The organism is Thalassovita mediterranea (genome assembly GCA_019448215.1).
In the GTDB taxonomy this organism is placed as follows: domain Bacteria; phylum Pseudomonadota; class Alphaproteobacteria; order Caulobacterales; family Hyphomonadaceae; genus Henriciella.
Window position 1 is genome coordinate 547,907 of record CP080408.1, and the last position, 25,769, is coordinate 573,675.

Consider the following 25,769-nt stretch of genomic DNA (forward strand, 5'->3'; position numbering starts at 1 on the left):
GTTTAGCTGAGAGTGGCGGGAAACGAAACTCCATCACCGTCACACCATTTTCCGGCCGGCTTCGTCGATCTCATCGCCGGAGATCTTGCCTAGGATCATTTCATTGTGCGGCGCGCCCGACGGGATCATCGGCAGGCAGTTTTCCGCCTTCTCTACCATGCAGTCAAAGATCACCGGCCCGTCATGGTCGATCATTTCCATGATTTTTGCGTCGAGCTCTGCCGGGTCATCACAGCGGATGCCGTGCGCGCCGTAGGCTTCGGCCAGCTTCACAAAGTCCGGCAGGCTTTCAGAGTATGAGTGCGAATAGCGCTCTCCATGCAGCAGCTCCTGCCACTGGCGCACCATGCCCATCCACTCATTATTGAGAATGAAGACCTTGATCGGCAGCTTATGCTGAACAGCAGTCGAGACTTCCTGCATCACCATCTGGACCGAGGCTTCGCCCGCAATGTCGATGACGAGGCTATCGCGGTGCGCCGCCTGAATGCCGACGGCCGCTGGCAGGCCATAGCCCATCGTGCCGAGGCCACCGCTCGTCATCCAGCGGTTCGGCTCTTCGAAATGATAGTGCTGGGCGGCCCACATCTGGTGCTGGCCGACCTCGGTCGAGATATAGGTGTCGCGGTCCTTGGTGAGTTCATAGAGCCGCTCAACCGCATATTGCGGGCGGATCGCGCCATCATTTTCCGGATAGGCAAAACAGTCCACTGCACGCCATTTTTCGATCTGCTCTTTCCAGTCGGAGAGGTCAGGCTTTGGCAGGCGGCGAGCCTTCCACCCCTCGAGCAGCGCCTTCAGCGCCGCCTTGCTGTCTGCAATGATCGGCACATCCACGCGGATGATCTTGTTGATCGAGGACGGGTCGATATCGATGTGGATCTTTCTTGAGCCCGGCGAGAAGGCCGAGATCTTGCCGGTCACCCGGTCATCAAAACGCGCACCGACGCAGATCATCAGATCGCAGTCGTGCATGGCATTGTTGGCCTCATAGGCGCCGTGCATGCCGACCATGCCCAGCCAATCCTCATGGCTGGCCGGAAAAGCGCCAAGGCCCATCAGCGTGGAGGTAACCGGAAAGCCGGTTGCGGCCTGAAGCTCTCGCAGAAGCTTTGACGCTTCGGTGCCGGAATTGATGACACCGCCGCCGGTATAGAAGACAGGCCGCCGCGCGGTCGCCATCATGTCGAGCGCGTCGCGAATGGCGTGTTCGGACGGTTCGGTTTTTGGCTGGTAGGTTGGCTTATAGACGCCCGCCTTGCCGACATAAGTGCCGGTCGCAAACTGCACATCCTTCGGAATGTCGATCACGACAGGGCCGGGACGGCCGGATGTGGCGATAAGGAAAGCCTCATGCAGCGTGCGGGCAAGATCATCCACATCCGTGACGAGATAATTGTGCTTGGCGCAGCAGCGCGTGATGCCAACCGTATCGCATTCCTGGAACGCATCCGTGCCGATGAGGTGGGTCGGCACCTGGCCTGTGATGACGACCATCGGGATGGAGTCCATCATCGCGTCCGTGATCGGCGTGACCATGTTCGTGGCGCCCGGACCGGACGTTGCTAGCGCAACACCGCACTTGCCAGTCGAGCGGGCATAGCCTTCGGCGGCATGACCCGCGCCCTGTTCATGACGCACAAGGATGTGCTGGATGGACGGCTCGGAATAGAGCGCGTCATAGATCGGCAGAACGGCGCCGCCCGGATATCCGAACATGGTGTCGACGCCCTGCTCCCGGAGCGCGGTGATCACCATTTCGGCGCCGGTCATGCGCGCCCCATCAAGGGAAGACTGGGTCTGGTCGCTGAGTGTGTGCGTGTCCATTTACCTGTTCCTGTCTGCCTGTCCTGCGTTCTCTTTGGTCGATCCTACCTGCTCTGCCCGGGGCGCAAAAGAAAAGGGCCTCCTTGGAGACCCTTCCATGCGCACCCGCGCCGACATCTGATGATGCCGGTCACGGGCTGATAAGTACGACGACGTCCTGATTGCGCAAAACTGTTTCCTTAAATTGGTAATGCCGCAATAACGTGCCTCAGCCTAGCGGTCAACCTCTCTATAGAGGGCAGAAATCACCCTAATGCGCGTCGCGATTTCCGTAGAGGGAATACGCGGCCAGAATGGGAACTGTCGGCCGATCCAGGTGAACTGGCGCTTGGCATAACGGCGCGTATCGCGCTTTGCATTTTCAGCCGCTGTCGCAGAATCGATTTCGCCGCGAATGAAGGCCGTCAGCCAGGGCATGCCATGCGCCTTCATGGCAGGCAGCTCCGGGTTGAGGCCAAGACGGTCCAGCTCTCGTGCCTCTTCCATGGCGCCTTCCATAAGCATGCCTTCGAACCTGCGGTCGATCCGCGCATAGAGCTTTGCGCGCGGCGGCGTCAGGGCTACGCCCAGCCACTCATCCGGGTTGAGGACGGCATTGGTCTTGTTGTTCTGGAAGCTGGTGAGCGAACGGCCCGTCGCGAGCCACACCTCATACGCGCGGGTCAGGCGCTGGCGGTCATTGTCGTCGATGCGGTTGGCCGCATCCGGATCGACGACCTGAAGGCGGATCTTGAGGCCGCGCAGCCCATCTGCCTTTGCAATCTCCAGCACTTCGTGGCGGACATCTTCGGGAACGGGCGGAATGTCCGACAGCCCTTCAATCAGCGAAAGAAGGTACAGCCCCGTCCCGCCAACCACGACAGCCGTCTTGCCGCGCTTCTGTATGTCCTCGATGACCTTGCGTGCCTGTTCCAGCCACTCCCCGGTGGAATAACGGGTTGCCACCGGCACATGCCCGAACAGATGGTGGGGAACACCTTCCATTTCTTCTTCTGTCGGACGCGCCGAAATCACATTCAGACGATCATAAACCTGCATTGAATCGGCATTGACGATCTCACCATCATACTTGCGAGCAACGGCGATGGAGAGCGCCGTTTTTCCACTTGCAGTCGGTCCATGGATCAAGATAGCGGGTTTCATGCGTTTAGACGTAAGGACTTTGGACGTGAACGTTAAGTAAGGACCGCGCCTATGGACAGAAAAACCACGGATTTTAGTCATGTCGCGGTTGTTGTCGCCCGCGCCGACAAGAGCTTGCAGCAGATTGGCGACAGGCTGGAAAAGGCGTTGGCAGCGGCCGATCAGGGCGAAAAGGCACCCGTCCGCATGCTGAGCGGCGAGCGTGAGTTTACGGCGGTCGAACAGGCGGGAAATTTTGCAGATGCCCGGAAGGTGCGCGAGGCGCTCGAAGCAGCCTTCAAAGACGACGCCGATATCTGTGTGACCAGTACAAAAGACCGGCGCAAGAAGCTGCTTATCTGCGATATGGACTCGACCATCATCCAGCAGGAGTGCCTCGACGAGCTGGCTGACTTTGCGGGCCTGAAGGCAGAGATCTCAGCGATCACCGAGCGGGCGATGCGCGGCGAGCTTGAGTTTGAAGGCGCACTGCGTGAGCGCGTCGGCAAACTGGCCGGGCTCGACCTGTCAAAGCTGGACCAATGCTACCGTGAGCGTATCACGCTGATGCCGGGCGCGAAGACGCTGGTCGCGACCATGAAGGCTAAGGGCGCGCATGCCATGCTCGTCTCTGGTGGGTTCACCTACTTCACCTCGCGCATCGGCGAGGCGGCAGGCTTCGACACCCATCGCGGCAATACGCTGCTCGATGATGGCAATGCGCTAACAGGCAAGGTGGCCGAGCCGATCCTCGGGCGTGAGGCAAAGCTCGCCACGCTGAATGAGCAGGCCGCCGCGCTTGGCATTTCAGCATCAGAAACGCTTGCCATGGGCGACGGCGCGAATGACCTCGCCATGATTGAAGCCGCAGGCCTCGGCATAGCCTATCGCGCAAAGCCGGTGGTCGCTGCCGCCTCAGATTGCAGCATTGCCGTCACGGATCTGACCGCTGCCCTCTATTTTCAGGGCTACACCGACAGCGAAATCGTCTGGAAGCACTAGGGCGAGGCGCCGGCCCTAGCGATTTGCGTAACGCGCAGCGCTGGCCGGAAACACGCCCATGATCTTCAGCGAGGTGGAGAAGAAGCCGAGCTCTTCGAGGGCGAGCTGTACGCGGCGCTCATCGGGGTGGCCTTCAATCTCGGCATAGAACTGCGTTGCCGTGAATGAGCCGTCGATCTGGTAGCTCTCAAGCTTGGTCATGTTCACGCCATTGGTCGCGAATCCGCCCATCGCCTTGTAGAGCGCAGCCGGAATGTTGCGCACCTGGAAGAGGAAAGACGTCACCGCATCCTCACCGACATCGTCATGCTCGAGCGGCTCTGGCGCCATGATCACGAAGCGGGTCGTGTTGTGCTCGGCATCTTCGATGTCGCGGGCGAGAATGTTGAGGCCATAGACGTCTGCCGCAAGCTCCGGCGCGATCGCCGCCGTCGTCCGCTCACCCAGCTCCTTCACGATCCGCGCCGCACCCGCCGTGTCTGCGGCGACAATGGGTTCGATCCCGTGTGCGCGCATGAAAGCGCGGCACTGGCCCAGCGCCATGATATGGGAATGCGCCTGCTTCACCTCTGACAGCTCCACACCTGGCAGCGCCATCAGCTGGAATCGGATCGGCATGAAATGCTCGGCGACAATATGGAGCGTCGTACCCGGCAGCAGGTGGTGAATGTCACCGACGCGCCCGGCAATCGTGTTCTCGACAGGGATCATGGCGAGGTCGGCGTCACCGCGCTCAACCAGAGACAGCACGTCCTCGAACGTCTTGCAGGCCACCGGCTCCATGCCGGGATAGGTTTCGTTGCAAGCGATATGGGAGTTTGCGCCCGGTTCGCCCTGATAGGCTATTCGCCCTTGCCGCGTGTCCATTGCCTGTTCCTCGTCCAGTTTTCCAACTCTTGTCGGAAAGAGCGGCCTGCCATGCGGGAGGTGCAAGCAATTTGCAAGCCCCACACCTTCAACAGGCGTGGCGGCTCAAGCGGCACCCTGCGCCTATTCGCCGCTGTATTTGCCTACGCATTCCGCAACACATCCGGTTATATTGCCAGCGACTCGATAGCGTGCCAGAAGGCGCGCAAAGACTGGCAAAGATACAAGGATGATCCCGATGGGCGATCTCTTCTGGAACAAGGTATTTGGTGCACTACTGGCTGTTGTGCTCGTGGTGATGGGCCTGCAGACGCTGTCAGGCATGGTCTTCTCCTCCGGCGAAGGCGGCCATCACGGTGAGGAAGCCCACAGCCTGAATGAATGGGCGCAAAGCCGTTTTGCCTATTACACCGAAATTGCCGAGACAGGCGGCGGCGGCGAAGTTGAGGAAGAGGTTTATGACCTCGGCGCGCTTCTCGCAGCAGCAGACCCGACTTCGGGCGAGCGCTCTTTCAAGGCAAAATGCTCCACCTGCCACACGATCGACCAAGGCGGCAGCAACGGCACCGGTCCGAACCTGTACGCCATCATCGGCGCGAGCCACGCCCACGCCGCCGGCTTCGGTTATTCTTCAGCCATGGAAGCAACCTCTGGCGAAGTCTGGAATTATGAGAACATTGACGCCTGGCTCGAGAACCCGTCGTCCTACATCCGCGGCACCTCTATGGCCTTCGCAGGTCTTCGCCGTGATGATGAACGCGCTGACGTAATTGCCTACCTTGCTCAGAACACGCCAGGTGCCCCGGCATTCCCGGAGCCACTTCCTGAAGAGGAAGAAGGTGCTGAAGGCGAAGCACCTGCAGAGGGCGAAGCAACTGAGGGCGATGCTGTCGACGCAACGCTGGACGCAGAGGCCGTCGAAGACGCACCAACGCAAGCCACCGGCGAGATCGAAACCCAGGACGTTGTTGACGATCAGGACTCTGTCGCTGAGGGCAATGTCAGCGAAGTCGAACTGGCACCAGAAGCCGAAGACGCTGAAGCGGAAAGCGAAACCGAAGAGTAGGCTTTCTTCGGGGCTAGTTAGTAGCCAGCCAGTCTGGCACCTCGCCCCGTTCCTTTGAGATATCAATGCGGCGAGCCCCTTTGGGCTCGCCGTATTCTTTTGCGATCCGCGGAACTGCCATGAGAAGCGGCTCGGTCGCCACGGCCATGTGATAGCCATTGGCGTGAAGCAACATCTTGTCGTCCAGCATGATGCCGACATGTCCCTTCCAGAACACCAGGTCGTTGCGCTTCAGCGCGCCCGGCGCATTCCAGTCAGCAACAGCCTCTCCGCACCAGGCAAACTGCATATCGCTGTCGCGCGGCAAGGTGATCCCGCAGGCAAGAAATGCCGCCCGCGTCAGCCCCGTACAATCGAGACCCAGGCTCTCGCAACCCCCCCATAGGTAGGGCGAATGAAGGAAGCGGAGCGCCACGTCGGCAGGGTCGCTCACAAAGCTGTCGATTGGCTGCACATGCCCTTTCGTCAGCCAGCCGCCCCGCGTCGTCTTGAAGAAGCCATTCTCTTCGCCCGTCACCGTAACCGCGCTCCCCATGGAGATCAGTCCGAAGGGCGCCGACTTCAGGTGTGGCTGTGAGTAGGCATAGGTCCGCAAGGCGCTGACCCGATGGGTTGGCTCTGATACGGGTGCCGAGAGCGCATCCATAAGTGTCCAGCCGACATAGCGGTCGCGCTCCATCTGCACGAAGCCAAACTCGCCCTCTTCGCCGAACAGGGTGAGCGTCTCTCCATGAAGTGCCTGCGTCACCATCTCTGCGTCGGGGCGCGGGGCATCACGAAGCGCGGCAACACCTGCCGATACCTGCATACGCAGGCCACGGCCGCGTCTGGGCGGCGTCAGTCTAGGATCAGAAAAATACGGCACAGCGCCACCTCAATCAGGCCGCGACATTCTTGTCCAGTGGTTTAGAGCCCGCCGGCGATTTGCGCTCCTCGCCTGCCTCTGCAGCAATGACCAGTTCTGCAAATTCACGCAGCCAGGTCATGCCCTCGACGGTGCGTTCGATTATGACGCTGCGAAGGTCATGCTCATCACGGCGGCGGCGTACGAAGCCGAGCTTTTCAAGCGCATCCACGGCGCGCGTAACGGCGGGCTTTGCCAGTTCGAGGTCTGTCGCAAGGCCGCGGACCGTATGCGGGCCAGCCGACAGGGCAACTGTCATGAGGATCGCCTGCTGGCGTGCGGTCAGGTCACCGTCAGACGTGCGCACATAGGACGACAGCGCACGGCGCCACAGATTGAGGGCTTCTCTTTCGCTCATCGCCATGCATTCACGCTCCTGATCGACTGACCGCCATGCCCCCTCCATCGACATAGGAGTGTGATTTGCGGGCGGCGTAAAGCAAGCACTGGGCGATCAATTCAGACAGGTCTTAGCGCTCAGTATCGATGGTAAAGAACATGTTCTGGCCGGAACGATTCACACGCAGCAGAAGCGGCGCGCCCGGTGGTGCGTTCGTCGGCGATAGCGCGTCATAGGCGTCTTCGAGATTGGCGACACGCTTGAAGCCCATCTCTGTGATCACGTCGCCCTTGCGCAGCTTGCCGAAGCTCGGCCCATTGGCGGCCACCGAGTTCACAAGAACCCCGTCAACACCGCGCGCTATGCCATAGCGGCGCCGGGCATCGTCATCGATGGTCTTCAGCTCGGCGCCAATCGGGTTCTGCGCCAGCGCATTCTCCGGCAGCGGCTCACGCGTCTCGGACTCATTATTGGAGGCAAGCTCACCCACTTCGAAGGTGACCGTACGGCGTTTGCGGTCACGGATGAGATCCACACGCACGCGCTTGCCGATTTCTGTTTCAGCCACGATGCGGGTGAGGCCGCGGACGTTCTCGATCATCTTGCCATCAAAGGTAAGAAGCAGGTCGCCGACTTCGAAATCAGCGGTCGCAGCTGGTCCTTCATCCTCGATATTCGTGATGATCACACCATCGGCACTGTCGAGGCCATAGGCGTCGGCGAGACCTTCATCGATGCCCTGCACATTGACGCCAAACCAGCCGCGGCGCGGTTTGCCATACTCAATGATCTGCGCAGAAACCTGCTCGACCAGATTGGCCGGGATGGAGAAACCAAGACCGACCGACCCGCCCGTTGGCGAGATGATGGCCGTGTTCACGCCCACGACTTCGCCGTTCAGATTGAAGAGCGGACCGCCCGAATTGCCCCGGTTAATGGCCGCATCGGTCTGGATGAAATCGTCATAGCGACCTGACTGGATATCGCGGTTGCGTGCAGAGATGATGCCTGCCGACACCGAGCCGCCAAAGCCGAACGGGTTACCGATGGCCATGACCCAGTCGCCGACTTCTGCTGCGTCGCTATCGGCAAACTCGACGAAAGGCAGCGGCGTCTCGCTCTCGACTTTCAGCACGGCGATATCCGTCTCGACATCGGTACCGATCAGTTCGGCCTGCAGCGTGCGGCCAGAGGCGAAGATGACATTGATCTCGTCGGCATTCTCGATGACGTGATTGTTGGTGATGATGACACCATCAGCCGATACGACGAAACCGGACCCAAGCGAGCCTTCGCGCCGAAAGCCCTCAGGATCGCGGCCAAAGAACTCATTAAACCGCTCGAGCGGAGATCCGTCCGGGAATTCCGGCATCCCATTTGGCGCAACAGTCTGGCTGGTCGTTATATTGACGACCGATGGCATCAGGCGGCGTGCGAGAGCCGAGAAGGAGTCCGGCGCGCGCTGCTGGTCGATAACGCTGACAGTGTCGGAGAGAGAGCCACGATCCCCGCCTTGCGATCGCTGCGCACCTGCTGGACCCGCCAGCAAGGCAGCGCCAGCAAGCCCGGCCAGGGCCGACATCGCAAAACGTCTCATACTCTGTACTCCATCACACACGCATTCTTGTTACTTCAGAACTATGGCCGTTCGCAGGCAGAACGCAACGCGTCATCCAAACCGCACCGCGCAATAGAACAGGATCAGGCCCAGTATCGCAGACCAGATGCCGCCGCTGCGGACCGCGTCCAGCGGCAGGGCCGACAGCCAGGCTGCCATCCGGCGCATCGTCTCTGGCGCTGCAGCATAGAGAATGCCTTCCAGCGCGAACCATAACCCCACCGCAGCAACAAGGACCTGCCAGCTCATAACAGGTCCCGTTTATGTGCTGGTGTGCAGGCGAACGCGCTAGCGGCGTGAACCGCTCTGGCGGGCCTGGTCGATGAAGTCATTGCAAAGTCCAAGCTGGTTTGGTCCGACGACAATCCGGGTGCCCTCGGTGAAGGCTTCCTCACACGCGATCAGAGAGCGGTAGAAGCGGAAGAATTCTGCATCACGCTCATAAGCGTTGGCGTAGATTTCATTCCGGCGGGCATCGCCCTCACCGCGGATCTCTTCAGCCTGCTGGCGCGCTTCGGCCAGGATAACCGTACGCTCACGCTCGGCCGTTGCGCGAACAAGTTGTGCCCGTTCGTCGCCTTCAGCGCGGATTTCCTCGGCTTCCTGTTCACGCGTGGCTTCCATGCGCTGGAAGACGCGCTCGGACACGTCATCAGGCAGGTCAGCGCGGCGGATACGCACATCGATGATCTCGATGCCGCGGCCTGCAATGTTGCCTGCGAGGTTTGTGCGGATCTCATCCATCAGCTCGGAACGCTGACCGGAGATGATCTCCTCCGGAAGGCGCGAGGCCAGCGCGTTACGGATTGCCGCATCGGTAAAGTTGCGAAGCTGACTGCGCGCATCACGCTCATTGTTGAGGCGCTGATAGAAGGCCAGCGGATCAGAGATCTGCCAGCGCACGAACGCGTCTACGATGAGCTGCTCCTGGTTCGACGCATAAGCCTCGATACCCGGCACGTTGAGCCCAAGGTTGCGGCGGTCATACATGACGACGTTCTGAAGCAGCGGGATTTTCAGCTTGAGACCAGCCTCATCAGAGCCAGGCTCGTTATACGCTTCAACAGCGCGGCCAACCTGCAGGAGAAGCGCCTGCTTGCGCTGGTCGACGATGAAGAAGGAATTGAACAGGACAATCGCTGCCAGGACGGCCGCTACGATCCCGAGAATACCGATCGATTTCATGGCCTAGTTCTCCGAATTTCTGCGATTGACGCTGTCGAGCGGCAGGTAAGGCACTGCACCGGCGTCATTATCGAGGATGAGCTTGTCACTGCGGTTGAGGACGCGCTCCATCGTTTCAAGGTACATGCGTTCGCGGGTCACCTGCGGCGCCTGCTGATACTCGGTCAGGATTTGCGTGAAGCGGTTGGCCTGACCGGTCGCATCCGCAATCACCTGATCGCGATAGGCTTCGGCATCCTGCAGGATCTGCTGGGCTTCACCACGGGCACGCGGGATAATGTCATTCGCATAGCGGTTAGCGACCTGCACTGCACGCTCTGCGTCCTGACCAGCATTGACCACGTCAATGAAAGCAGCACGCACTTCAGCTGGCGCTTGGGCTTCCTGGATCTCGACGTTCAGGATCTGCGCACCGGCGCGATAGTCCTGCAGCAGCGCCTGAAGCTGTTCGCGCACCTGCGTCTGCAGTTCGTTACGGCCTGTCGTGATGACATCATCGAGGTTCGACTTGCCGACGACTTCACGCATGACACTTTCAGCAGCCGCTTTCACGAGGTCCTCGCCATCCTCGACGTTGAGGATGAAGTTTTCCGGGTCTTCCTGATCATAGTACCAGAAGACGCGGTACTGGACGTCGACGATGTTCTCGTCGCCGGTCAGCATCAGGCGTTCTTCATCGCTGGCACCAATCTGCGTGACCTGCTGTTGCTGCGACGGCATGATTTCATGCGTCTCAATCGGCGTTGGCAGGTGAACGTGAAGACCTGGCCCGAAATTCTTTTGCCACTGGCCAAAACGAAAGACCGCAGCCGTCTCACCTTCGTCTACGACAACAACGCCGGAGAAAAGCCAGGCCAATAGCGCGACAAAACCAAGGACGAGAAAGCCGAACGGGCCGAAACTCTGGCCCCCGCCGCGGCGTCCACCGCCGCCATTGCCGCCGCGTCCGCGGCGAAAGCGTTCCTGCATGCGGCGCATCTGTTCTTCCAGATCGGGGCGATTGTTTCCGCCGCCGCCTCCAGACCCATTGCCACCGCCAGAACCGCCAGGGCGGGACCAGGGCGAATCAGACTTCTTGCCCTGGGAACCCCACGGGCTGCTGCCTTTGGACGAACCCTCTCCGTCCTTATTATCATTCCAGGGCATCGCCCCTCCTTCACGACTGTCCGTCTATGGCCATATAGGCACTGAGAGAATATGTGCACCCCAGATCGCGTGCATCAAGGAGTAGCCCGCATGTTTCGGCGTAAACAGCGACAATCTGGCAGTCTCGAAGAGCGAGTCCGCGCCGCGCTTGGCGCACCGGACTGGCTTCAGGGCGTCCGAGTACAGGATGGTGGGCGCGTAACCTTGATCCTCGAAGGCGACCCCGGCGACCTTGAAGGCTCCGAAGCCCGCCGTATCGAGGCAGAGGCCCGCGCCATGAATGTCGCCGATGTCACAGAGGTTCGCGCCATGCTGACGGCGGAACGCCCGGCCGGAAGCGCACCGCAGGCTGCTGCCCCGGCCGCACATGCTCACTCCTCTCCTACGCCAAACGCACCAAAGCCCGGTCAGCGCCGGGTGTCGAAAGGTGCACGGCTATCCGACGAAGCCATCACTCAGGGACAGCCTGGCCAGCCGACGACGGACCGCATCCCAGGCATATCGCGCATCCTCGTCGTAGCCAGCGCCAAGGGCGGCGTAGGCAAGTCCACAGTGGCGGTGAACCTTGCCGCCGCCTTCGCAAAACTCGGCCTCAAGACCGGCCTGCTCGATGCCGACATTTACGGGCCGAGCGCGCCGACCATGCTCGGCACGGGCGAGGCTTCGCCTGAGACGGACGCAGCAGGCAAGCTCATCCCGGTTGAGGCGCATGGCATCCATTCGCTCTCCATAGGCTATCTGTCAGACCCCGATGCACCAATGATCTGGCGTGGCCCGATCGTGATGTCGGCCATCACGCAAATGCTGAATGACGCAGCATGGGGCACTCCTGAGGATCCGCTCGATCTCCTCATCATCGACACCCCACCCGGCACCGGCGACGCGCAGCTTGCCATCGCCCAGAAAGTTCCGGTCACCGCCGCAGTTCTCGTCACTACACCGCAGGAAGTCGCCCTCGCCGATGTTCGCCGGGGCGCGGCCATGTTCGCCAAGACGGCGGTCCCCGTTCTTGGCATCGTTGAGACGATGAGCTGGTTCGAAGACCCTGCCGGCAATCGTCACCACCTCATGGGCGAAGGCGGCGGCAAGGCGATCGCCGATGCGCTTGGCCTGCCGCTTCTCGCTCAGCTGCCCATCCTCAACGAGATCCGCGAAGGCGGCGATACGGGCAAACCCGCCGCAACTGGCGACGGGACCTCGGCGACACTCTTCCACGAGTTGTCCAGATCCGTCGCGCTTAACCTCGATAGTCTGCAGACCAAGGCCCCACCGAAAATCATCTTTGAGGACTAGGCTTACAAAGCTCTGGCGCGCCGGCTAGGATTCGATGAAACGAAACCTGGAGGGTGCGATGTCCCGTCTTTTCTCAATGCTGATGATTGCTGGCCTGTCGGCCCCTGCCATGCACGCGCAAACCGCGATCACACATAATCTTGGCCTCTGGGAGATTGAGACCACACTCATCACGCTGTCGGGTGAAGGCTACGACCTCAATATCGAAGACACGACGCAAGATTGCATCGACACGGAAGAAGAGGCGAGCTTCTTCATTCAGGAGCTGGCGCCCGGCCAATGCACAATACAAGGCGTCCTCGCGGATGAAACAGGCGCCTCGGCCATGATGACCTGCTATGCCGACGGCACACCGCTCGACGGCCACATAGACACTCGGATCTTCAATGACGGCGACGCCTTCGGTGCCCGCGCGACACTTTCTACACGCGTCGAAGACTATGACGGCATCGAAGCGATGACGACGTTCTACCTATATGGACGCCGCATCGGTGACTGCACGGCAGACGAATAGTCGCCTGCCGTAGCACCTGAACTCAGGCGTTGAAGTTCAGCTTCAGCCCCGCCTCTGGCCAGCGGCACTTGATCAGCTGGCCTGTTCCCGAAAGCGTGATGTAGGCGTCTTTCATATCGTCGCCGCCAAAGGCGATGTTCGTCACGAATGGGTCCGGGAAAGCAATGTGGGAGTGGTTGCCGTCCGGCTTCACCGTCGTGATGCCGCCCTGCAGGATGGTCGCGACGCAGACATTACCAGCCGCCGAGATAGCAAGGCTGTCGAAGTAGCGAAGGTCCGGCATGCCAGCGACGACCCGCCCCTTTGAGAAAGGTGAGGCCTGCTTTGCCACACCGGGGCTCTCAAGGTCATAGGCCCAGACGCGCGCCGACATCGTATCTGCAAAGTAGACCGTCTTCTCATCAGGTGAGAGACCAATGCCATTGGGCGAGATGTGGTTGTAATCGAGTTCCTGCACCTTGTCGGACCCCGCGGCCAGATAATACAGCCCGCCCGTGTCGCGGTGTGTCGGATAGGACTTGCCAAGGTCGGTGAAATAGAGATTGCCCGCCTTGTCGAAGACGAGGTCATTCGGCCCCTTGAGCGGGCGGCCTTCGCATTCGGTTGCGACGACCTCTACCTTGCCGGTCTCAAGATCGATGCGCTCGATCCGGCCACCTGAATAGTCTGGCGGGCAATGGCCCGGGATCAGCAGCCCGTCGCGCTCATGATAGATGAAGCCACCATTATTGGTGCACCAGAGCTTGCCATCAGGGCCGATAGCGAGACCATTCGGTCCACCGCCCGGCTCTGCCACCGTCTCGCGCTTGCCGTCTGGCCAGCAGCGCGTGATCTTCTTGCTCTCAATCTCGACGACGATGACCGAGCCGTCGGACATCACGACCGGGCCTTCCGGAAAACGGAGGCCCTCTGCAATCACTTCATAATCCATGGCGCTTCTCCCGCATTCTATCTGTGTAGCAGACAGTGTCGCGGGGCGCGGGACGCATCAAGACGGACCGTCGCGGAAGCTTGGAATTTAGGCGGCTGTTGCGAGGCTACTCGCCCGGGCGAACGGCCTCTTCGGCTTCGCGCTCATAGACGCGGTGCGTAAAGGCATACTGATTGCGATCGTCTGCGGAAAAATGCTCTTCGTGCGTCTGGCTAAACTTATCCAGCTCATCGATGGAGAAGAAGACATCGCCATCGACGTCGGCGTCGACGTCTGTGATGTAGAGCCGGTCTGCCAGCGGCATTGCCTTCTCAAACAGGCTCTCGCCGCCGATCACGAAGATTTCGTCGACACCCGCTTTTTCAGCCATGGCGCGCGCAGCCGCGAGCGCTGCATTCATATTGGAATAAACCCTCGCGCCCGGCGCGGCGTAATTCCAGTGGCGTGTCAGAACGACATTCTGGCGTCCGGGCAGCGGCTTGCGTGGCAGGCTTTCCCATGTCTTGCGACCCATGATGATAGGCTTGTCCAGAGTGATCTTCTTGAACAGTTGCAGGTCGTCGGGCAGCGACCACGGAAGCGTCCCATTCTTTCCAATGGCGCCATTGCGGTCGCGCGCAACGATAAGGGCAAGCTTCACATTCTGTGAGATGGGCATAAAATATCTCTTGCAGCTGGCGTTTCTTTGCGACTTCCTTCGCACCAGCGAGCCGTCTTTACGCCGACCGCGTAAACCTTCAATGCCGGGTCTGCCAAAGGAGCTGCTCTTTTCATGACGACTTTTTGGGACGGCTTGGTTGCGGCGCTGACCAATTCGCAACCGTCATTACTATTTCCGGTTTTTGTCGGCCTCGTTCTGACATCTGCAATTATCTGGTTCGCAAATGGCCGGTTCTGGGCGTTCGTATATTTCGCAACGATTCCCTTCCTGAACTGGTCGTTCGGCGTGGTCGACAGCATTGAGATCGCAGCTCCGGGCGCAACCTTCTCACGCGGCATTGAGCTTCACCCCCTCACCGTGGTGACCGGGCTCGTCTTCGTTTTCCGTGACTTCGTGCAGCGCCGCATGGGCCACAAGGTCCTTATCGTGATGGCCCTCGCCATCGCTTGGTCCTTCTTCTACGCCTGGCCAGTGATTGCGCTCGCCTCAGGCATTGCCTTTGCGGTTTCCGAGCTGACCGACTGGCTCATCTTCACCTTCACAAAGTATCGGTTGTCGACGCGCATTCTTCTCTCCAGCGCCGTGGCCGCCCCAGTCGATACGACCATCTTCCTTTATGGCGCAGACCTCGCCCGCCAGATGCAGCTCGGAGATGAGCCCGGCAACATGCTCCATCTCGCCAACTGGATTGTCTTCATCATTGGCAAGATGACCGGCGCGGCGGTTATCTCCTACTATATCCGCCAGCGAGAAAAGCAGGGCCTGATCGACCCTTATGACGATGACGGCTTCACACCGGAGAGCAAGCCTGCCGGGGCCTGACCTCACGACACTGTTTTCACCGCCTCCTGCTTCGCTATGGTCGCACCAGAACAGTCAGACCAAAGGGAGGTCCTCATGAAACTAGGCAGCAACACACCCGCCGTGGTGACCGGCGGCGCATCCGGCCTCGGGCGCGCAACCGCAGAGGCGCTCGCAGCGCAAGGCGTCAAAGTCGCCATCTTCGACATTCAGGAAGAGAAAGGCGAGGAAGTCGCCAAAGCCATTGGCGGCATTTTCTGCAATGTGAACATCCTTGACGAAGCCTCCTGCGAGGCCGGTTTCGCAAAGGCGCGCGAGGCACACGGCCAGGAACGCATCACCGTCCACTGCGCCATGACGTCTGGCCGCGGCAAGACGCTGGCCTTCGACAAGGAGACGATGAAGTACAAGCGCACGCCGACGGACCAGTATGACCGCGGCGCGCAAGGTATTCTCGTCTCGTCCTATCGCATCGCGTCCATGTCCGCTGAAGGCATGGCCAATGCCGAGCCGCTAAATGAAGATGGCGAGCGCGGCTCCATCACCCTGACGGCGTCGGTCGCCGCCCAGGACGCCCAGATCGGCCAGGTCATCTATGGCTCGTGCAAAGCTGGCGTGAACGGGCTCGTCCTGCCAATGGCACGCGACATGATGGATGCGGGCGTGCGCGTGAACTCCATCATGCCGGGCATCTTCGCAACGCCGCTCATGCTGGGCGCGCCGGACAAGGTTCTCAACAGCCTTGCCGCCTCCGTGCCCTTCCCGAAACGCCTCGGCAATCCGGACGAGTTCGGCTCTCTTGCGGTTGAGATCGCTCGCAACACCTATCTCAACGGCCATAATTTCCGTCTCGACGGCGCAATCCGCATGGCGCCTCGCTAGGGGCCGGGCCCCTAGTATTCTTCCTTATCGCTGCCTGCCATGTCCGATCCGATGTAAGCTGGAAATCCAGCTAGAAGGAGCAAGACATGGCAGGCGGACCCAAGGACTACAGAGCGATCACTTCATCGGTGAATGACGGGATCGGCGGCCTGCGCGAGCATGGCGGCGAGGTGCTGAAGGCTTTTGGCGGTCTATCGAAAGCCGCCATGACGGACGGCGCCCTCGACAAGAAGACAAAAGAACTGATCGCGCTCGCCATCGGTGTAGCAAAACAGTGCGATGCCTGCATCGGCTTTCACACGCAGGCGCTTCGCAAGCTTGGCGCGACTGACGAGGAAGTTTCCGAAATGCTCGGGGTCAGCGTCTATATGGGCGGCGGGCCATCCCTGATGTATGCCGCCGACACATGGACGGCCTGGCAGCAGACCGCAGATTAGATTCAATCAAACGGCTACAGGCGCCTTGATATGCTTGTGCGCCTGATAGCCCACCAGCTCGAAATCCTCATACTCCCAGCCGAAGAGGTCAGCCTTGTCGGGGTTGAGAACCATCTTCGGCGGCGCATAAGGCTCACGCGTCAGCTGAAGCTTGGCCTGCTCGATATGGTTTGAATAGAGATGCGCATCGCCGAGCGTGTGGACAAACTCACCGGCTTTGAGGCCGGTCGCGCGCGCCATCATCATGGTCAACAGCGCATAGGACGCGATGTTGAACGGCACGCCAAGGAAGATGTCGGCCGAACGCTGATAGAGCTGGCAGTTCAGCTTGCCGTCCATGACGTTGAACTGGAACAGGCAGTGACATGGCGGCAGCGCCATCTCGTTCACGTCTGCCGGGTTCCAGGCAGACACAACAAGCCGGCGAGAGTTCGGATTGGTCTTGATCTCGTTCAGCACCCATTCGATCTGGTCAATGGTCCGGCCATCAGGCGCGGCCCATGAGCGCCATTGCTTGCCATAGACGGGGCCGAGATCGCCATTCTCGTCGGCCCATTCATCCCAGATCGAGACGCCATTATCCTTGAGATACCTGATATTTGTATCGCCCTTCAGAAACCAGAGCAGCTCGATGATGATGGAGCGCAAATGCAGCTTTTTCGTCGTCAGCAGCGGAAAGCTGTTCTCGAGGTCGAAGCGGAGCTGGCGTCCGAATACGCCGAGAGTCCCTGTGCCGGTGCGGTCACCGCGCGCGACACCGTTCTCCAGAACGTCGGTAAGCAGGTCATGATACTGGCGCATGAGCGTAGCAATGACGACTCGTCGGCGTGAGTCCAGAGGGGCCCGGCACTTGTTCGCAAAAATCGGCGACGTCGCTGCCGGAGTCCAAACCTTTAACGCAACCTTTACGGCCGCACGCAAACTCGAAGGGTGACGGAAGCGTCATCCTAATCCTGACTTCGTAAAAAGCTAAATTGTGAAAGATCAGGCCGAGCCGGGACGCAGTCTTATGTCAGCACATCAAAAGCAAACCCTGTTTAAGGACAGACGCGGAAACGTGGCTGTCATCTGGGCATTTGCTCTCCTGCCCATAATGGCGGTCATTGGCCTCACGCTCGATACGCACATCGCGTTCAGTAAAAAAGACCGCGTCCAGCTCGCCCTGGATTCAGCTGTTCTGGCAGGCGCCAGAATGCTTCAATCCTCAAACTCCAAGGGTAAGGGGCGCAAGCACTCTGAAGACTATTTCGACTCCCTCGTGATCGACACGGCCGGCCTCACCTGCGAGCCGGTGCAGATTTCATATCCTGAAGAAGAGGAAATCCGCGCGGATGTCCGCTGTTTTCAGGACACGACGCTCAGCGGCATCATGGGGCGCTCCCAGCTTGAGTTCAACGTTTCCTCGACGGCGACCTATGGCGTCGGCAAGCTCGATGTCGCTTTTGTTTTCGACATTTCTGGCTCCATGAACTCCTATGGCCGCCTCGCAGACCTCAAGGTCGCCGCAACCGATGCCGTCACCACGCTCCTGCCACTTCCCGGTGCGTCGGGCGCTGGCGATGTGCGCATCGCGATGGCCTCCTATAATGGCATGGTCGACGCAGGGCCTTACTTCGAAGACGTGACCGGCCTGAAAGAACGGCGCACCTATACGGCCACCCGTATGGAAAACGTACAAGAGTGCGAATGGGTTTGTCGCTTTGCCATTGGCCCCTATTGCCTGAGCTGGCGGAATGAATGCGAATGGGTGGAACAAGCCACCACACGTACGAAAGTCGTCGATTCTACCTGCGTTTATGAGCGCGACGGCGATCACAATTTCGATGATGAACAGCCGACAGTTCTGCGCACATCTGACCTCGTTGATACCCTGCCATCGGGCCAGCGCCGCGCGACGACGGATGCTGAGAATGTAGACGGCTACCTTTCAGCCGCTTACGCCCAGTACAATTCCTCCAACGACTCCTGGAACGTCCTCGGCGATGACTGCCTCAACGTTAAGCCAATGGAGCTGAACGATAATGCCGTCCAGATCGCGCTTTACATCCAGAGCCTCTATGCCAGCGGCGGGACGGCAGGCCATCAGGGCATTGCCTGGGGCTGGTATCTGATATCGCCGGAATGGGACGACATTTTTGACAGCAATGCCAAGCCGCTGCCGTACAACGAGCCTGATACGACCAAGGCCATGATCATCATGACCGATGGCGAGTTCAACAACCACCTCTATGGAAGTCAGGGTAACTCAACCGAGCAGGCCCGCGCGCTTTGTGACAGCATCAAGGAGAAAGGCGTCGTGATCTTCACGATCGCTTTCCAGGCCCCGGAGTCCGGCGAAGACGTTCTCAGCTATTGCGCTTCGAGCACCGAGCATGCCTTCAAGGCCTCAAATGGCGCGGAGCTGAAGGCAAGCTACCAGTCGATCGCCACATCCATCTCGGATCTTCGCATCAAGAGCTAGGCGAGGACTCAGGCTTTCGTGGCCGACCGTGGCGTAGCAAGAATTCAATTTCAAATGCAAGTATAACTGACTTTTCACGATTCCGTCATATGCCCATCTCGTCGAGGGAAAGGAATTCCTGAAGCATAAAAATTTTATATTTTCATGTGTTTATGGAATTCGAGTACATGATCCGACGTTTAGGCTTCGGGCGACTGGCCAACGAATATGGCACCGTCGCCGCGATCTGGGCTTTTGCACTACTTCCGATAATTGCCGTCGTCGGCCTTGCGCTTGATACGCAAATGGCGACCAGCAGAAAAGAACGCGTCCAGCAGGCAATCGACTCTGCCGCGCTCGCCGGCGGACGGATGTACCAGACGACGCATTCAGAGACTGAAGCGCGCGAACATGCCGCGACCTATTTCAGTTCACTTGTAAGCAGCAATGCAGGGCTTACTTGCGACCCGCTCGTCGTGTCATTCCCGACAGACAATGAAGTCAAGACGGACGTTCGCTGCTATCAGGAAACCATCATGAGCGGCATCGTAGGTCGCTCAAACCTCCCGTTCGACGTTTCCGCAACATCCATATTCGGAGCCGACAAGCTCGACGTCGCTTTCGTTTTCGACATCTCTGGGTCGATGAACTCATTCGGGCGGCTGGTTGACCTGAAGCTCGCCGCCACGTCTGCAGTGAACATGATCATGCCGGTTGCGGGGTCTTCCAGTGTAGGCGATGTGCGTGTCGCCATGGTTGGCTACAATCACATGGTCGATGCTGGCAGCTATTTCGAAAACGTCACTGGCATGGACCGCAATCGGACCTATTCGGCCAACTACACCGACACGGTGCAGGAGTGTAAATGGGTGTGCGGCCTTTCCATCGGCTCACTCTGCCTGGTCTATGTTTACCAGTGCAACTGGGTCCAGAAACTCTTCACCTCGACGAAATCGGTCAGCTCCACCTGCGTGTACGAACGCGACGGCACACATGCTTTCGATGACTTCCAACCGACCCAGCGAACGTCAAGCCAGCTGGTAAAGACGCTCCCATCGGGCCAGAAGCGGGCCACAACGGACGCCTCGAACGCCGACGGTTTTTTCTCAACTGCCTATGCTGAATTCAACTACACCAACCGCACCTGGACCACTTACGGCACAGACTGCCGGAGCGTGAAACCAATGGAGCTTACGTCCAGCACGCTCGATGCCACGCTCTATATTCAGACGCTTAACGCTGATGGCGGCACGGCCGGACATCAGGGCCTGTCCTGGGGCTGGCAGCTGATCTCGCCGACATGGAGCGGCGTCTTCGACGGAACTGCGACACCGCAACCTTATGACGACCCGGAGGTCAAAAAGGCGATCATCCTGATGACGGATGGCGAGTTCATCCATCAGCTCTACAGCGGGCAAGGAAGCTCCGCCGATCAGGCAAAGACCCTCTGCGACAACATCAAGGCAGAAGGGATTCTGATCTACACGATCGCATTTCAGGCCCCGACAGCGGGCGAAGAGATCATGAGTTATTGCGCGTCAGGAAATGAGTTTGCGTTCACAGCATCGACAGGCGTCGAACTCATCCAGAGCTATGAGGCCATTGCGCTGACAATAACAGACCTGCGTATCAAAACCTGACCGGACACCAGTCTTGGTTAAGTGTGGCCTACCCGGAGCCTCTCAATTTGCCATCGATCCGCAGGCCTCCCGAAACGGGCTCGCGGCATGATGGGCGGACGCTTGAAATCAGGGCCTCCGCCTATGCGGCAACTCACACGAAAGACCTTTAAGCAAAACAGCGATGGCCAGATGGCCATCCTGTTCGCGCTGTCTCTGTTTCCTATCGCGCTGATTGCCGGCTTTGCCATCGACTTTCAGGTCCTGACCACGAACAAGACCAAAGCGCAGAGCAGCATCGATTCTGCCGTCATCGCGGGGACGCGCGCCTATCAGGAAGGCGCCACCGAAGCGGAAGTCCAGCAGACCGTGCGCACCTATTTCAGCGCGCTCATCTCCAACGGTCCCTTTCCGCTGACCTGCACGCTCCCGGCCGTCGTCATCGACGAAACCGATGTCGAGGCGACCACCAGTTGCACGATGGAGACCTTCCTCGCGAAAATCGCCGATATCGACACGTTCGAGTTCGATATCGATACGGCAACCACCTACGGCATCGGCAAGGTCGATGTATCTTTTGTCTTCGACGTTTCAGGCTCCATGGATGGCCAGCGCATCGCTGACCTCAAAGTCGCCGCCCGGGATGCCGTCGACACGCTTCTGGTCGAGGAGCCAAAGCCCGGTCACGAGGATGATATCCGCATCTCGATGGTCGCCTATAATGGCGCGTTCAACGCAGGCGACTATTTTGAGGCCGCAACCGGGCGCTCCCCGAACCAGAGCGTCGGCTATTATTATTACGGCAGCTACTACACCTTCAATTACACCTCGACCTGTGTGTTCGAACGCGAAGGTAGCCAGGCATTTACGGCAGCCGCACCGGGCCCCGGCCAGTATATCGTCGCCGCCGACGTCTACCGCCGCAGTGATTGCGGCGAGGCAGAACCCCTCGCGCTGACCAGTTCGCGCCAACCGCTCTACGATTATATCACTGCGCTCGACCCTGAAGGTAACACGGCAGGCCATCTCGGGGTCGCCTGGGGCTGGTACATGATTTCGCCGGCATGGAGTTCGGTATTTCCAGAAAGCTCTGCCCCGCTTGCCTATGATGAACCAGACAGCGCCAAGGCCCTTATCCTGATGACGGACGGGGCTTTCAACACGGTTGGCGACAGCTCAAACGGCAGCTCCACCTGGCAGGCCAAACAGCTCTGCGACCAGGCAAAGGCTGCGGGCATCCGCATCTACTCAGTCGCGTTTCAGGCGCCCGAAGCGGGCCGCGAAGTGCTTCAATACTGCTCCAGCGGCTCGGAGTTTTTCTTCCGGCCAGAGAACGGCCAGCAGCTGCAGGACGCCTACCAGTCCATCGCAAGTTCGATTTCTGACCTGCGGATCACACTCTGACCCCTTTCATCGGCGCAAGCTGCGGCCTATATTCAGTTTGTCCCCTCGGGGACTATGGCGATAAACGCGCGTGCAATAAGCGGTTCGGACCCGGGGGCGGTACCCGGCGCCTCCACCAAATTCCCTTCCTTCAGCGGGACGGCTTTGGGGGCGAAACAGGATCGACGGACGTGTAAAGACGATGCCTTCGCCCGGATGAGCTCCGTTAGAAGCTCACTCAACAATAGTTGCAAATGACAACTTTGCTGAAGGCGAACTGCTCGCAGCCTAGTCTGCGCTCGGTTTACCGAACTTAACTCCTAGGGCTTCAGCGCCTTAGGCGGGGCCCGGAGGCGCCTGGCAACAGAAGCCTCCACCTTATCCCCTGACATGACACTCCAATGCCCGCTTGGAACGCGACGGTGGCAAGCCGCGTTTGGCTCTCATCAATAGGAGAGAACAGATGTCTTCATTCGCGATCTATACTATCGGCTTCATGATCTTTCTTGGCGGGCTGATCTGGGCAGCCGTCGCCCTTGGTGTTCCCGGCCAGTGGGTCGCCATCGGCGCCGTCATCATTGCCGGGCTTGGCCTGATCACGGCCGTTACCAATACCCGCCGCAAGGACGAAACACCTGCCACCGAAGGCGAACCGAGTAACTAGTCCCCCCCCTCGCGCCCGTTCAAACCGCAGCGTTTTGCCTCGTTTGTGACGAATTCGTCGCCAACAGTAGGGGCGAAACGCTGTTACGCGCTTCGCCTCATGGATGAAGCATGTTGAACCGGCCGCTGTTACCGGTACAACCAAAACTCTTGGAAGGATTTTTGGATGACCGACTATATCGGCTATGAAGCGCTCACTCAGGCTGCCATGCGCGGCGTGGTGAGAGAAACCCTTCGCCAGACCGCAGAAAACGGTGCGGCGCCGGGTGAACATCATTTCTACATCACGTTTCGCACGAAGGCGCCCGGCGTAAAAATGGCCGATCACCTTGTTGAGCGTTTCCCTGATGAAATGACGATCGTCATCCAGCACCAGTTCTGGGACCTCGAAGTGCATGACAGCTTTTTCGAGCTGATCCTGAAATTCAGCGGCGTGCCGCAGCACCTCTCGATCCCTTATGCCGCCATGACGCGCTTCGTTGATCCAGCTGTGAATTTCGGCCTTTCCTTCGAGAAGGAAATGACCAAGGGCGAGCCCGAGATCATCACCCCGGCCAGCGAAACGCCTGCAGAAGCAGCCGAGCAGGCGCCAAAGCCTGCAGCAAAAGCTTCGGGCCACAAGAGCGGCTCGACTGTCGTGAGCATCGACGCTTTCCGCCGGAAATAGATCTTGACCGATCAGACTGAAAAGCCGCGCCTCAGCGACGCCGATATGCTGGCGCGCTTTCGCAACTCGAAAAAGCGCCCGGCCTGCTCGGATACGCTCGGCATGGATCTCGCCGAGGTCCATCAGGACGAGATGCGGGTCGTCGTGAACTTCACCGCCCACGAGAGCTTTGCCAACCCGACCGGCGCCATACAGGGCGGCTTCATCGCGGCCATGCTGGACGAGGCGATTTCCACCAATATCATCATCGCCTCAAACGTCACGATGACGGCGCCGACGCTGGAAATGAAGGTGTCCTACCTCGCCCCTCTCTTTGTCGGCCCGGCAAAAGTCGAGGCGAAGATCCTCAAATTCGGCAAGTCAGTCTGCTTCTCTGAGGCGAGCTGTTTCGACCCCGCTGGAAAGCTTGTGGCAACCGCAACAGCGACGGCTGCACCGCGTGCCTTCAAGCGTTTCTGAGCACGCGCCCCGCGCCCTCCAAAACTGCTCAATAATTTAACTTGAATATTTCTACGCTGCGGGCATCTACAGCAATTGCGCGACGCCAGCGCGGGCAAAACCCTGATTCCGTTTCCGGGCGGCGACCCGGCCTTTCAGGAGCTTGCCAGTCCATGATGCTGGTCCCCTGCTATCTTGCTGCCTCTGACATTGAAGGTCTTGGTGTTTTCTCCCGTGAGCCGATCCGGCGCGGCCAGCTGATCTGGCGCTTCGATCCACGCGTTGACCGGATGATCTCCCTCGACAGTTTCACCGACGCCGATGAGCGCCTTTCAGACTTTCTGAAACGCTACACCTACGTCCCGCCTTACGACCGCCAGGTCTGTATCCTGGACGGCGATGAAGGCCGCTATATGAACCATAGCGAGCAGCCAAACACTGACTTCTCCTCCATCGATGCGGGCTATGCCCTCTTCGACATCCCGGCAGGCGTGGAGCTGACCTGCGACTATCGCGAGTTCGACACGACGGCAGAAAATATGATGGCCTCGATCAGCCCGCTAGGACGCCAGCTTCCGGCTGACTTCCTGATGGCCGTCGATACAGCAAAAGCCGCAAACTAGGACCGTTCAAGGGCCGCCACGCGCGGCCCTTCAATCCATCGCCTCAACGCGCATATAGATGCCTTCCCGGTCGCCCACCCGGCGCTCGACCAGAAGGCGCGCGACCTGATGGTCATCCGCAAACGCGTTGCCTGACACGCTGTCGAGCAGCGCCTTTGCCAGATTATCGAGGTCCATCCAGGGCGGGTCACCTGTATATTCCATGACGATATGGACCGCATAATCGCCGTGTCCCGGGCGCAGCCGGGTGAAGTCCTTCCGGAAAAACTCCTTTAGTAGCGGCTTGTAGTATTTTGCCTGCGTCGTCAGGCCGAAACAGCGCACTTCGAGCGCGCCCTCGTCAGTAATGCGCGCACGCACTTTCCCAGACTTGATCCAGTCATCCATGAACAGACACCTAGAGCGGTCCTGCCCATCGCGCCAGCCATTCGGGCCGCCGACCAGCGCCGTATTTATTTTGTAGTTGATATACAAAATTTTACAGGATCAGGAGACGGAACGTCATACTTAATCTGCGACAAGCCCCCGCATGCGTAGATTCATCTCTCTTCTCTCGGATTTCGTCGATCGAAAGCCGACCCGCCTTCCCATTATGGTCACCGGCACGGCGATTACACTGGCCACGCTTTGCGCGTCGGTGACGGTCGCGCTTGAGCTGAACCACAATGGCGCGCTGTTCATCGCAAGCGCGGTGATCATTTCGTGCTCGGTCGGCATCCCCGCAGGTATCATTCACTACCGCCGGGAAGTGCAGATCGCCGCGCATCAGGAAATGCTGCGTGAGCTCGCCTCTACGGATGCCCTCACCGGAATCATGAATCGCCGGACATTCGAACGCGTCGTTGAAAAAGAGCGCATCAGGATGGACAAAACCGGTAACGGCGCCGCGCTCATTCTTTTCGACCTCGACTGGTTCAAGTCGATCAACGACAATTTCGGCCACTCTGCAGGCGACGAAGTCCTGAAGACGATCGCCGGTCTCGCGGGAAGCGTGTTGCGCCAGCCTGTCGACGCCCTTGCCCGCTGGGGCGGCGAAGAGTTTGCGATCCTTTTGACCTCAGTCACCCTCGATCAGGCCTATTCTGTGGTGGAGCGTCTGCGAGGCGTGATTGAAGACGCATCCTTCGATGACGTCGCCCCTGGCCTGTCGGTCTCTGCCAGCTTCGGCATTACGACTTTCAACGCGTCTTCATCCCTTCACGCAGCGCTCCGCGAAGCTGATCGGGCATTGTATGAAGCCAAGAAGACCGGCCGCAATCGCACTGTCTGCAAGCCCACCCTGGCCCCCGTCTCCGTCGCGATGGCCGGGTAGCCAAACCTGTAGGCGTGCTCGACAGGCA

28 protein-coding genes and 1 other RNA gene are annotated in these 25,769 nt (G+C 59.4%); 16 read left to right on the forward strand and 13 right to left on the reverse strand.

The features are described 5' to 3' along the window. Positions 1 to 39: 39 nt before the first annotated feature. Entirely contained in the window at positions 40 to 1,827 is a 1,788-nt protein-coding gene (locus KUV46_02650; protein ID QYJ01303.1) for an acetolactate synthase 3 large subunit, read from the reverse strand. A gap of 213 nt (positions 1,828 to 2,040) precedes the next feature. Further along, positions 2,041 to 2,955, reverse strand: coding sequence for a tRNA (adenosine(37)-N6)-dimethylallyltransferase MiaA (gene miaA, locus KUV46_02655; GenBank protein ID QYJ01304.1), 915 nt, complete (start codon positions 2,953 to 2,955; stop codon positions 2,041 to 2,043). Between the two features lie 66 nt (positions 2,956 to 3,021). Here miaA and serB point away from each other — a divergent pair, with 66 nt between their 5' ends. Continuing rightward, positions 3,022 to 3,951 (forward strand): phosphoserine phosphatase SerB, encoded by a 930-nt coding sequence (serB, locus tag KUV46_02660; GenBank protein ID QYJ01305.1) that lies wholly within the window; start codon positions 3,022 to 3,024, stop codon positions 3,949 to 3,951. A gap of 15 nt (positions 3,952 to 3,966) precedes the next feature. Here serB and KUV46_02665 read toward each other — a convergent pair whose 3' ends face one another. Next, the gene (locus KUV46_02665) at positions 3,967 to 4,818 is read right to left on the reverse strand and encodes a prephenate dehydratase (protein QYJ01306.1); all 852 of its coding nucleotides are present in this window, start codon (positions 4,816 to 4,818) and stop codon (positions 3,967 to 3,969) included. Positions 4,819 to 5,056: 238 nt separating this feature from the next. On the opposite strand from KUV46_02665, the gene KUV46_02670 reads away from it, so the two are divergent. Next, on the forward strand, positions 5,057 to 5,884 hold the full coding sequence (locus KUV46_02670; protein QYJ01307.1) for a cytochrome c family protein: 828 nt from the start codon (positions 5,057 to 5,059) through the stop codon (positions 5,882 to 5,884). 13 nt (positions 5,885 to 5,897) lie between these two features. Here the strand turns inward: KUV46_02670 and KUV46_02675 are convergent, their stop codons facing one another. The 6 genes from KUV46_02675 to hflK form a co-directional block, all read right to left on the reverse strand. Next, positions 5,898 to 6,692 (reverse strand): C40 family peptidase, encoded by a 795-nt coding sequence (locus tag KUV46_02675; protein QYJ01308.1) that lies wholly within the window; start codon positions 6,690 to 6,692, stop codon positions 5,898 to 5,900. A gap of 70 nt (positions 6,693 to 6,762) precedes the next feature. Continuing rightward, on the reverse strand, positions 6,763 to 7,152 hold the full coding sequence (locus KUV46_02680) for a MarR family transcriptional regulator (protein QYJ01309.1): 390 nt from the start codon (positions 7,150 to 7,152) through the stop codon (positions 6,763 to 6,765). A gap of 106 nt (positions 7,153 to 7,258) precedes the next feature. Then, positions 7,259 to 8,725, reverse strand: coding sequence for a Do family serine endopeptidase (locus KUV46_02685; GenBank protein ID QYJ01310.1), 1,467 nt, complete (start codon positions 8,723 to 8,725; stop codon positions 7,259 to 7,261). A 72-nt stretch (positions 8,726 to 8,797) separates the two neighbouring features. Then, complete coding sequence (locus KUV46_02690; protein QYJ01311.1) at positions 8,798 to 8,995, reverse strand: DUF2065 domain-containing protein; 198 nt, start codon at positions 8,993 to 8,995, stop codon at positions 8,798 to 8,800. A gap of 39 nt (positions 8,996 to 9,034) precedes the next feature. Next, positions 9,035 to 9,931 (reverse strand): protease modulator HflC, encoded by an 897-nt coding sequence (locus KUV46_02695; GenBank protein QYJ01312.1) that lies wholly within the window; start codon positions 9,929 to 9,931, stop codon positions 9,035 to 9,037. A 3-nt stretch (positions 9,932 to 9,934) separates the two neighbouring features. After that, positions 9,935 to 11,077 carry an FtsH protease activity modulator HflK gene (gene hflK / locus KUV46_02700; protein QYJ01313.1) on the reverse strand — a complete coding sequence of 381 codons (1,143 nt, stop codon included), beginning with the start codon at positions 11,075 to 11,077 and terminating at the stop codon, positions 9,935 to 9,937. Positions 11,078 to 11,167: 90 nt separating this feature from the next. Here hflK and KUV46_02705 point away from each other — a divergent pair, with 90 nt between their 5' ends. Both KUV46_02705 and KUV46_02710 read left to right on the forward strand, forming a co-directional pair. Further along, positions 11,168 to 12,370, forward strand: coding sequence for an Mrp/NBP35 family ATP-binding protein (locus tag KUV46_02705; GenBank protein ID QYJ01314.1), 1,203 nt, complete (start codon positions 11,168 to 11,170; stop codon positions 12,368 to 12,370). A gap of 58 nt (positions 12,371 to 12,428) precedes the next feature. Further along, the gene (locus tag KUV46_02710) at positions 12,429 to 12,884 is read left to right on the forward strand and encodes a DUF3617 domain-containing protein (GenBank protein QYJ01315.1); all 456 of its coding nucleotides are present in this window, start codon (positions 12,429 to 12,431) and stop codon (positions 12,882 to 12,884) included. A 22-nt stretch (positions 12,885 to 12,906) separates the two neighbouring features. Here the strand turns inward: KUV46_02710 and KUV46_02715 are convergent, their stop codons facing one another. Both KUV46_02715 and KUV46_02720 read right to left on the reverse strand, forming a co-directional pair. Next, positions 12,907 to 13,815, reverse strand: a complete 909-nt coding sequence (locus KUV46_02715; GenBank protein QYJ01316.1) for an SMP-30/gluconolactonase/LRE family protein — start codon at positions 13,813 to 13,815, stop codon at positions 12,907 to 12,909. Positions 13,816 to 13,921: 106 nt separating this feature from the next. Further along, entirely contained in the window at positions 13,922 to 14,473 is a 552-nt protein-coding gene (locus KUV46_02720; GenBank protein QYJ01317.1) for a dihydrofolate reductase, read from the reverse strand. A 114-nt stretch (positions 14,474 to 14,587) separates the two neighbouring features. Here KUV46_02720 and KUV46_02725 point away from each other — a divergent pair, with 114 nt between their 5' ends. The 3 genes from KUV46_02725 (at position 14,588) to KUV46_02735 (ending at position 16,596) form a co-directional block, all read left to right on the forward strand. After that, positions 14,588 to 15,298, forward strand: coding sequence for a VUT family protein (locus tag KUV46_02725; GenBank protein ID QYJ01318.1), 711 nt, complete (start codon positions 14,588 to 14,590; stop codon positions 15,296 to 15,298). A gap of 75 nt (positions 15,299 to 15,373) precedes the next feature. Further along, a complete protein-coding gene (locus tag KUV46_02730; protein QYJ01319.1) occupies positions 15,374 to 16,159 on the forward strand; it encodes an SDR family oxidoreductase in 786 nt (261 codons plus the stop codon). Between the two features lie 86 nt (positions 16,160 to 16,245). Continuing rightward, entirely contained in the window at positions 16,246 to 16,596 is a 351-nt protein-coding gene (locus tag KUV46_02735) for a carboxymuconolactone decarboxylase family protein (protein ID QYJ01320.1), read from the forward strand. A gap of 6 nt (positions 16,597 to 16,602) precedes the next feature. On the opposite strand, the gene KUV46_02740 is transcribed toward KUV46_02735, so the two are convergent. Continuing rightward, the gene (locus tag KUV46_02740) at positions 16,603 to 17,397 is read right to left on the reverse strand and encodes a thymidylate synthase (protein QYJ01321.1); all 795 of its coding nucleotides are present in this window, start codon (positions 17,395 to 17,397) and stop codon (positions 16,603 to 16,605) included. Between the two features lie 256 nt (positions 17,398 to 17,653). Between KUV46_02740 and KUV46_02745 the strand changes: the two genes are divergently transcribed. The 8 genes from KUV46_02745 to KUV46_02780 all read left to right on the forward strand — a co-directional run bounded on the left by KUV46_02745 (position 17,654) and on the right by KUV46_02780 (position 24,429). After that, entirely contained in the window at positions 17,654 to 19,057 is a 1,404-nt protein-coding gene (locus KUV46_02745; GenBank protein ID QYJ01322.1) for a hypothetical protein, read from the forward strand. A 167-nt stretch (positions 19,058 to 19,224) separates the two neighbouring features. Next, positions 19,225 to 20,676 carry a hypothetical protein gene (locus tag KUV46_02750; protein ID QYJ01323.1) on the forward strand — a complete coding sequence of 484 codons (1,452 nt, stop codon included), beginning with the start codon at positions 19,225 to 19,227 and terminating at the stop codon, positions 20,674 to 20,676. A gap of 171 nt (positions 20,677 to 20,847) precedes the next feature. Next, positions 20,848 to 22,059 carry a hypothetical protein gene (locus tag KUV46_02755; protein QYJ01324.1) on the forward strand — a complete coding sequence of 404 codons (1,212 nt, stop codon included), beginning with the start codon at positions 20,848 to 20,850 and terminating at the stop codon, positions 22,057 to 22,059. Beyond that, positions 22,060 to 22,416, forward strand: a transfer-messenger RNA (tmRNA) gene (gene ssrA, locus KUV46_02760). It begins immediately after the preceding gene. Positions 22,417 to 22,501: 85 nt separating this feature from the next. Continuing rightward, positions 22,502 to 22,702, forward strand: a complete 201-nt coding sequence (locus tag KUV46_02765; protein QYJ01325.1) for a hypothetical protein — start codon at positions 22,502 to 22,504, stop codon at positions 22,700 to 22,702. Positions 22,703 to 22,867: 165 nt separating this feature from the next. Then, the gene (locus KUV46_02770) at positions 22,868 to 23,368 is read left to right on the forward strand and encodes a hypothetical protein (protein ID QYJ01326.1); all 501 of its coding nucleotides are present in this window, start codon (positions 22,868 to 22,870) and stop codon (positions 23,366 to 23,368) included. A 3-nt stretch (positions 23,369 to 23,371) separates the two neighbouring features. Beyond that, entirely contained in the window at positions 23,372 to 23,827 is a 456-nt protein-coding gene (locus KUV46_02775; GenBank protein ID QYJ01327.1) for a PaaI family thioesterase, read from the forward strand. 152 nt (positions 23,828 to 23,979) lie between these two features. Further along, entirely contained in the window at positions 23,980 to 24,429 is a 450-nt protein-coding gene (locus KUV46_02780) for an SET domain-containing protein-lysine N-methyltransferase (protein ID QYJ01328.1), read from the forward strand. A gap of 30 nt (positions 24,430 to 24,459) precedes the next feature. On the opposite strand, the gene KUV46_02785 is transcribed toward KUV46_02780, so the two are convergent. Then, on the reverse strand, positions 24,460 to 24,903 hold the full coding sequence (locus tag KUV46_02785) for a RusA family crossover junction endodeoxyribonuclease (GenBank protein ID QYJ01329.1): 444 nt from the start codon (positions 24,901 to 24,903) through the stop codon (positions 24,460 to 24,462). A gap of 55 nt (positions 24,904 to 24,958) precedes the next feature. Between KUV46_02785 and KUV46_02790 the strand changes: the two genes are divergently transcribed. Continuing rightward, positions 24,959 to 25,741, forward strand: a complete 783-nt coding sequence (locus KUV46_02790) for a GGDEF domain-containing protein (GenBank protein ID QYJ01330.1) — start codon at positions 24,959 to 24,961, stop codon at positions 25,739 to 25,741. Positions 25,742 to 25,769 lie beyond the last annotated feature (28 nt).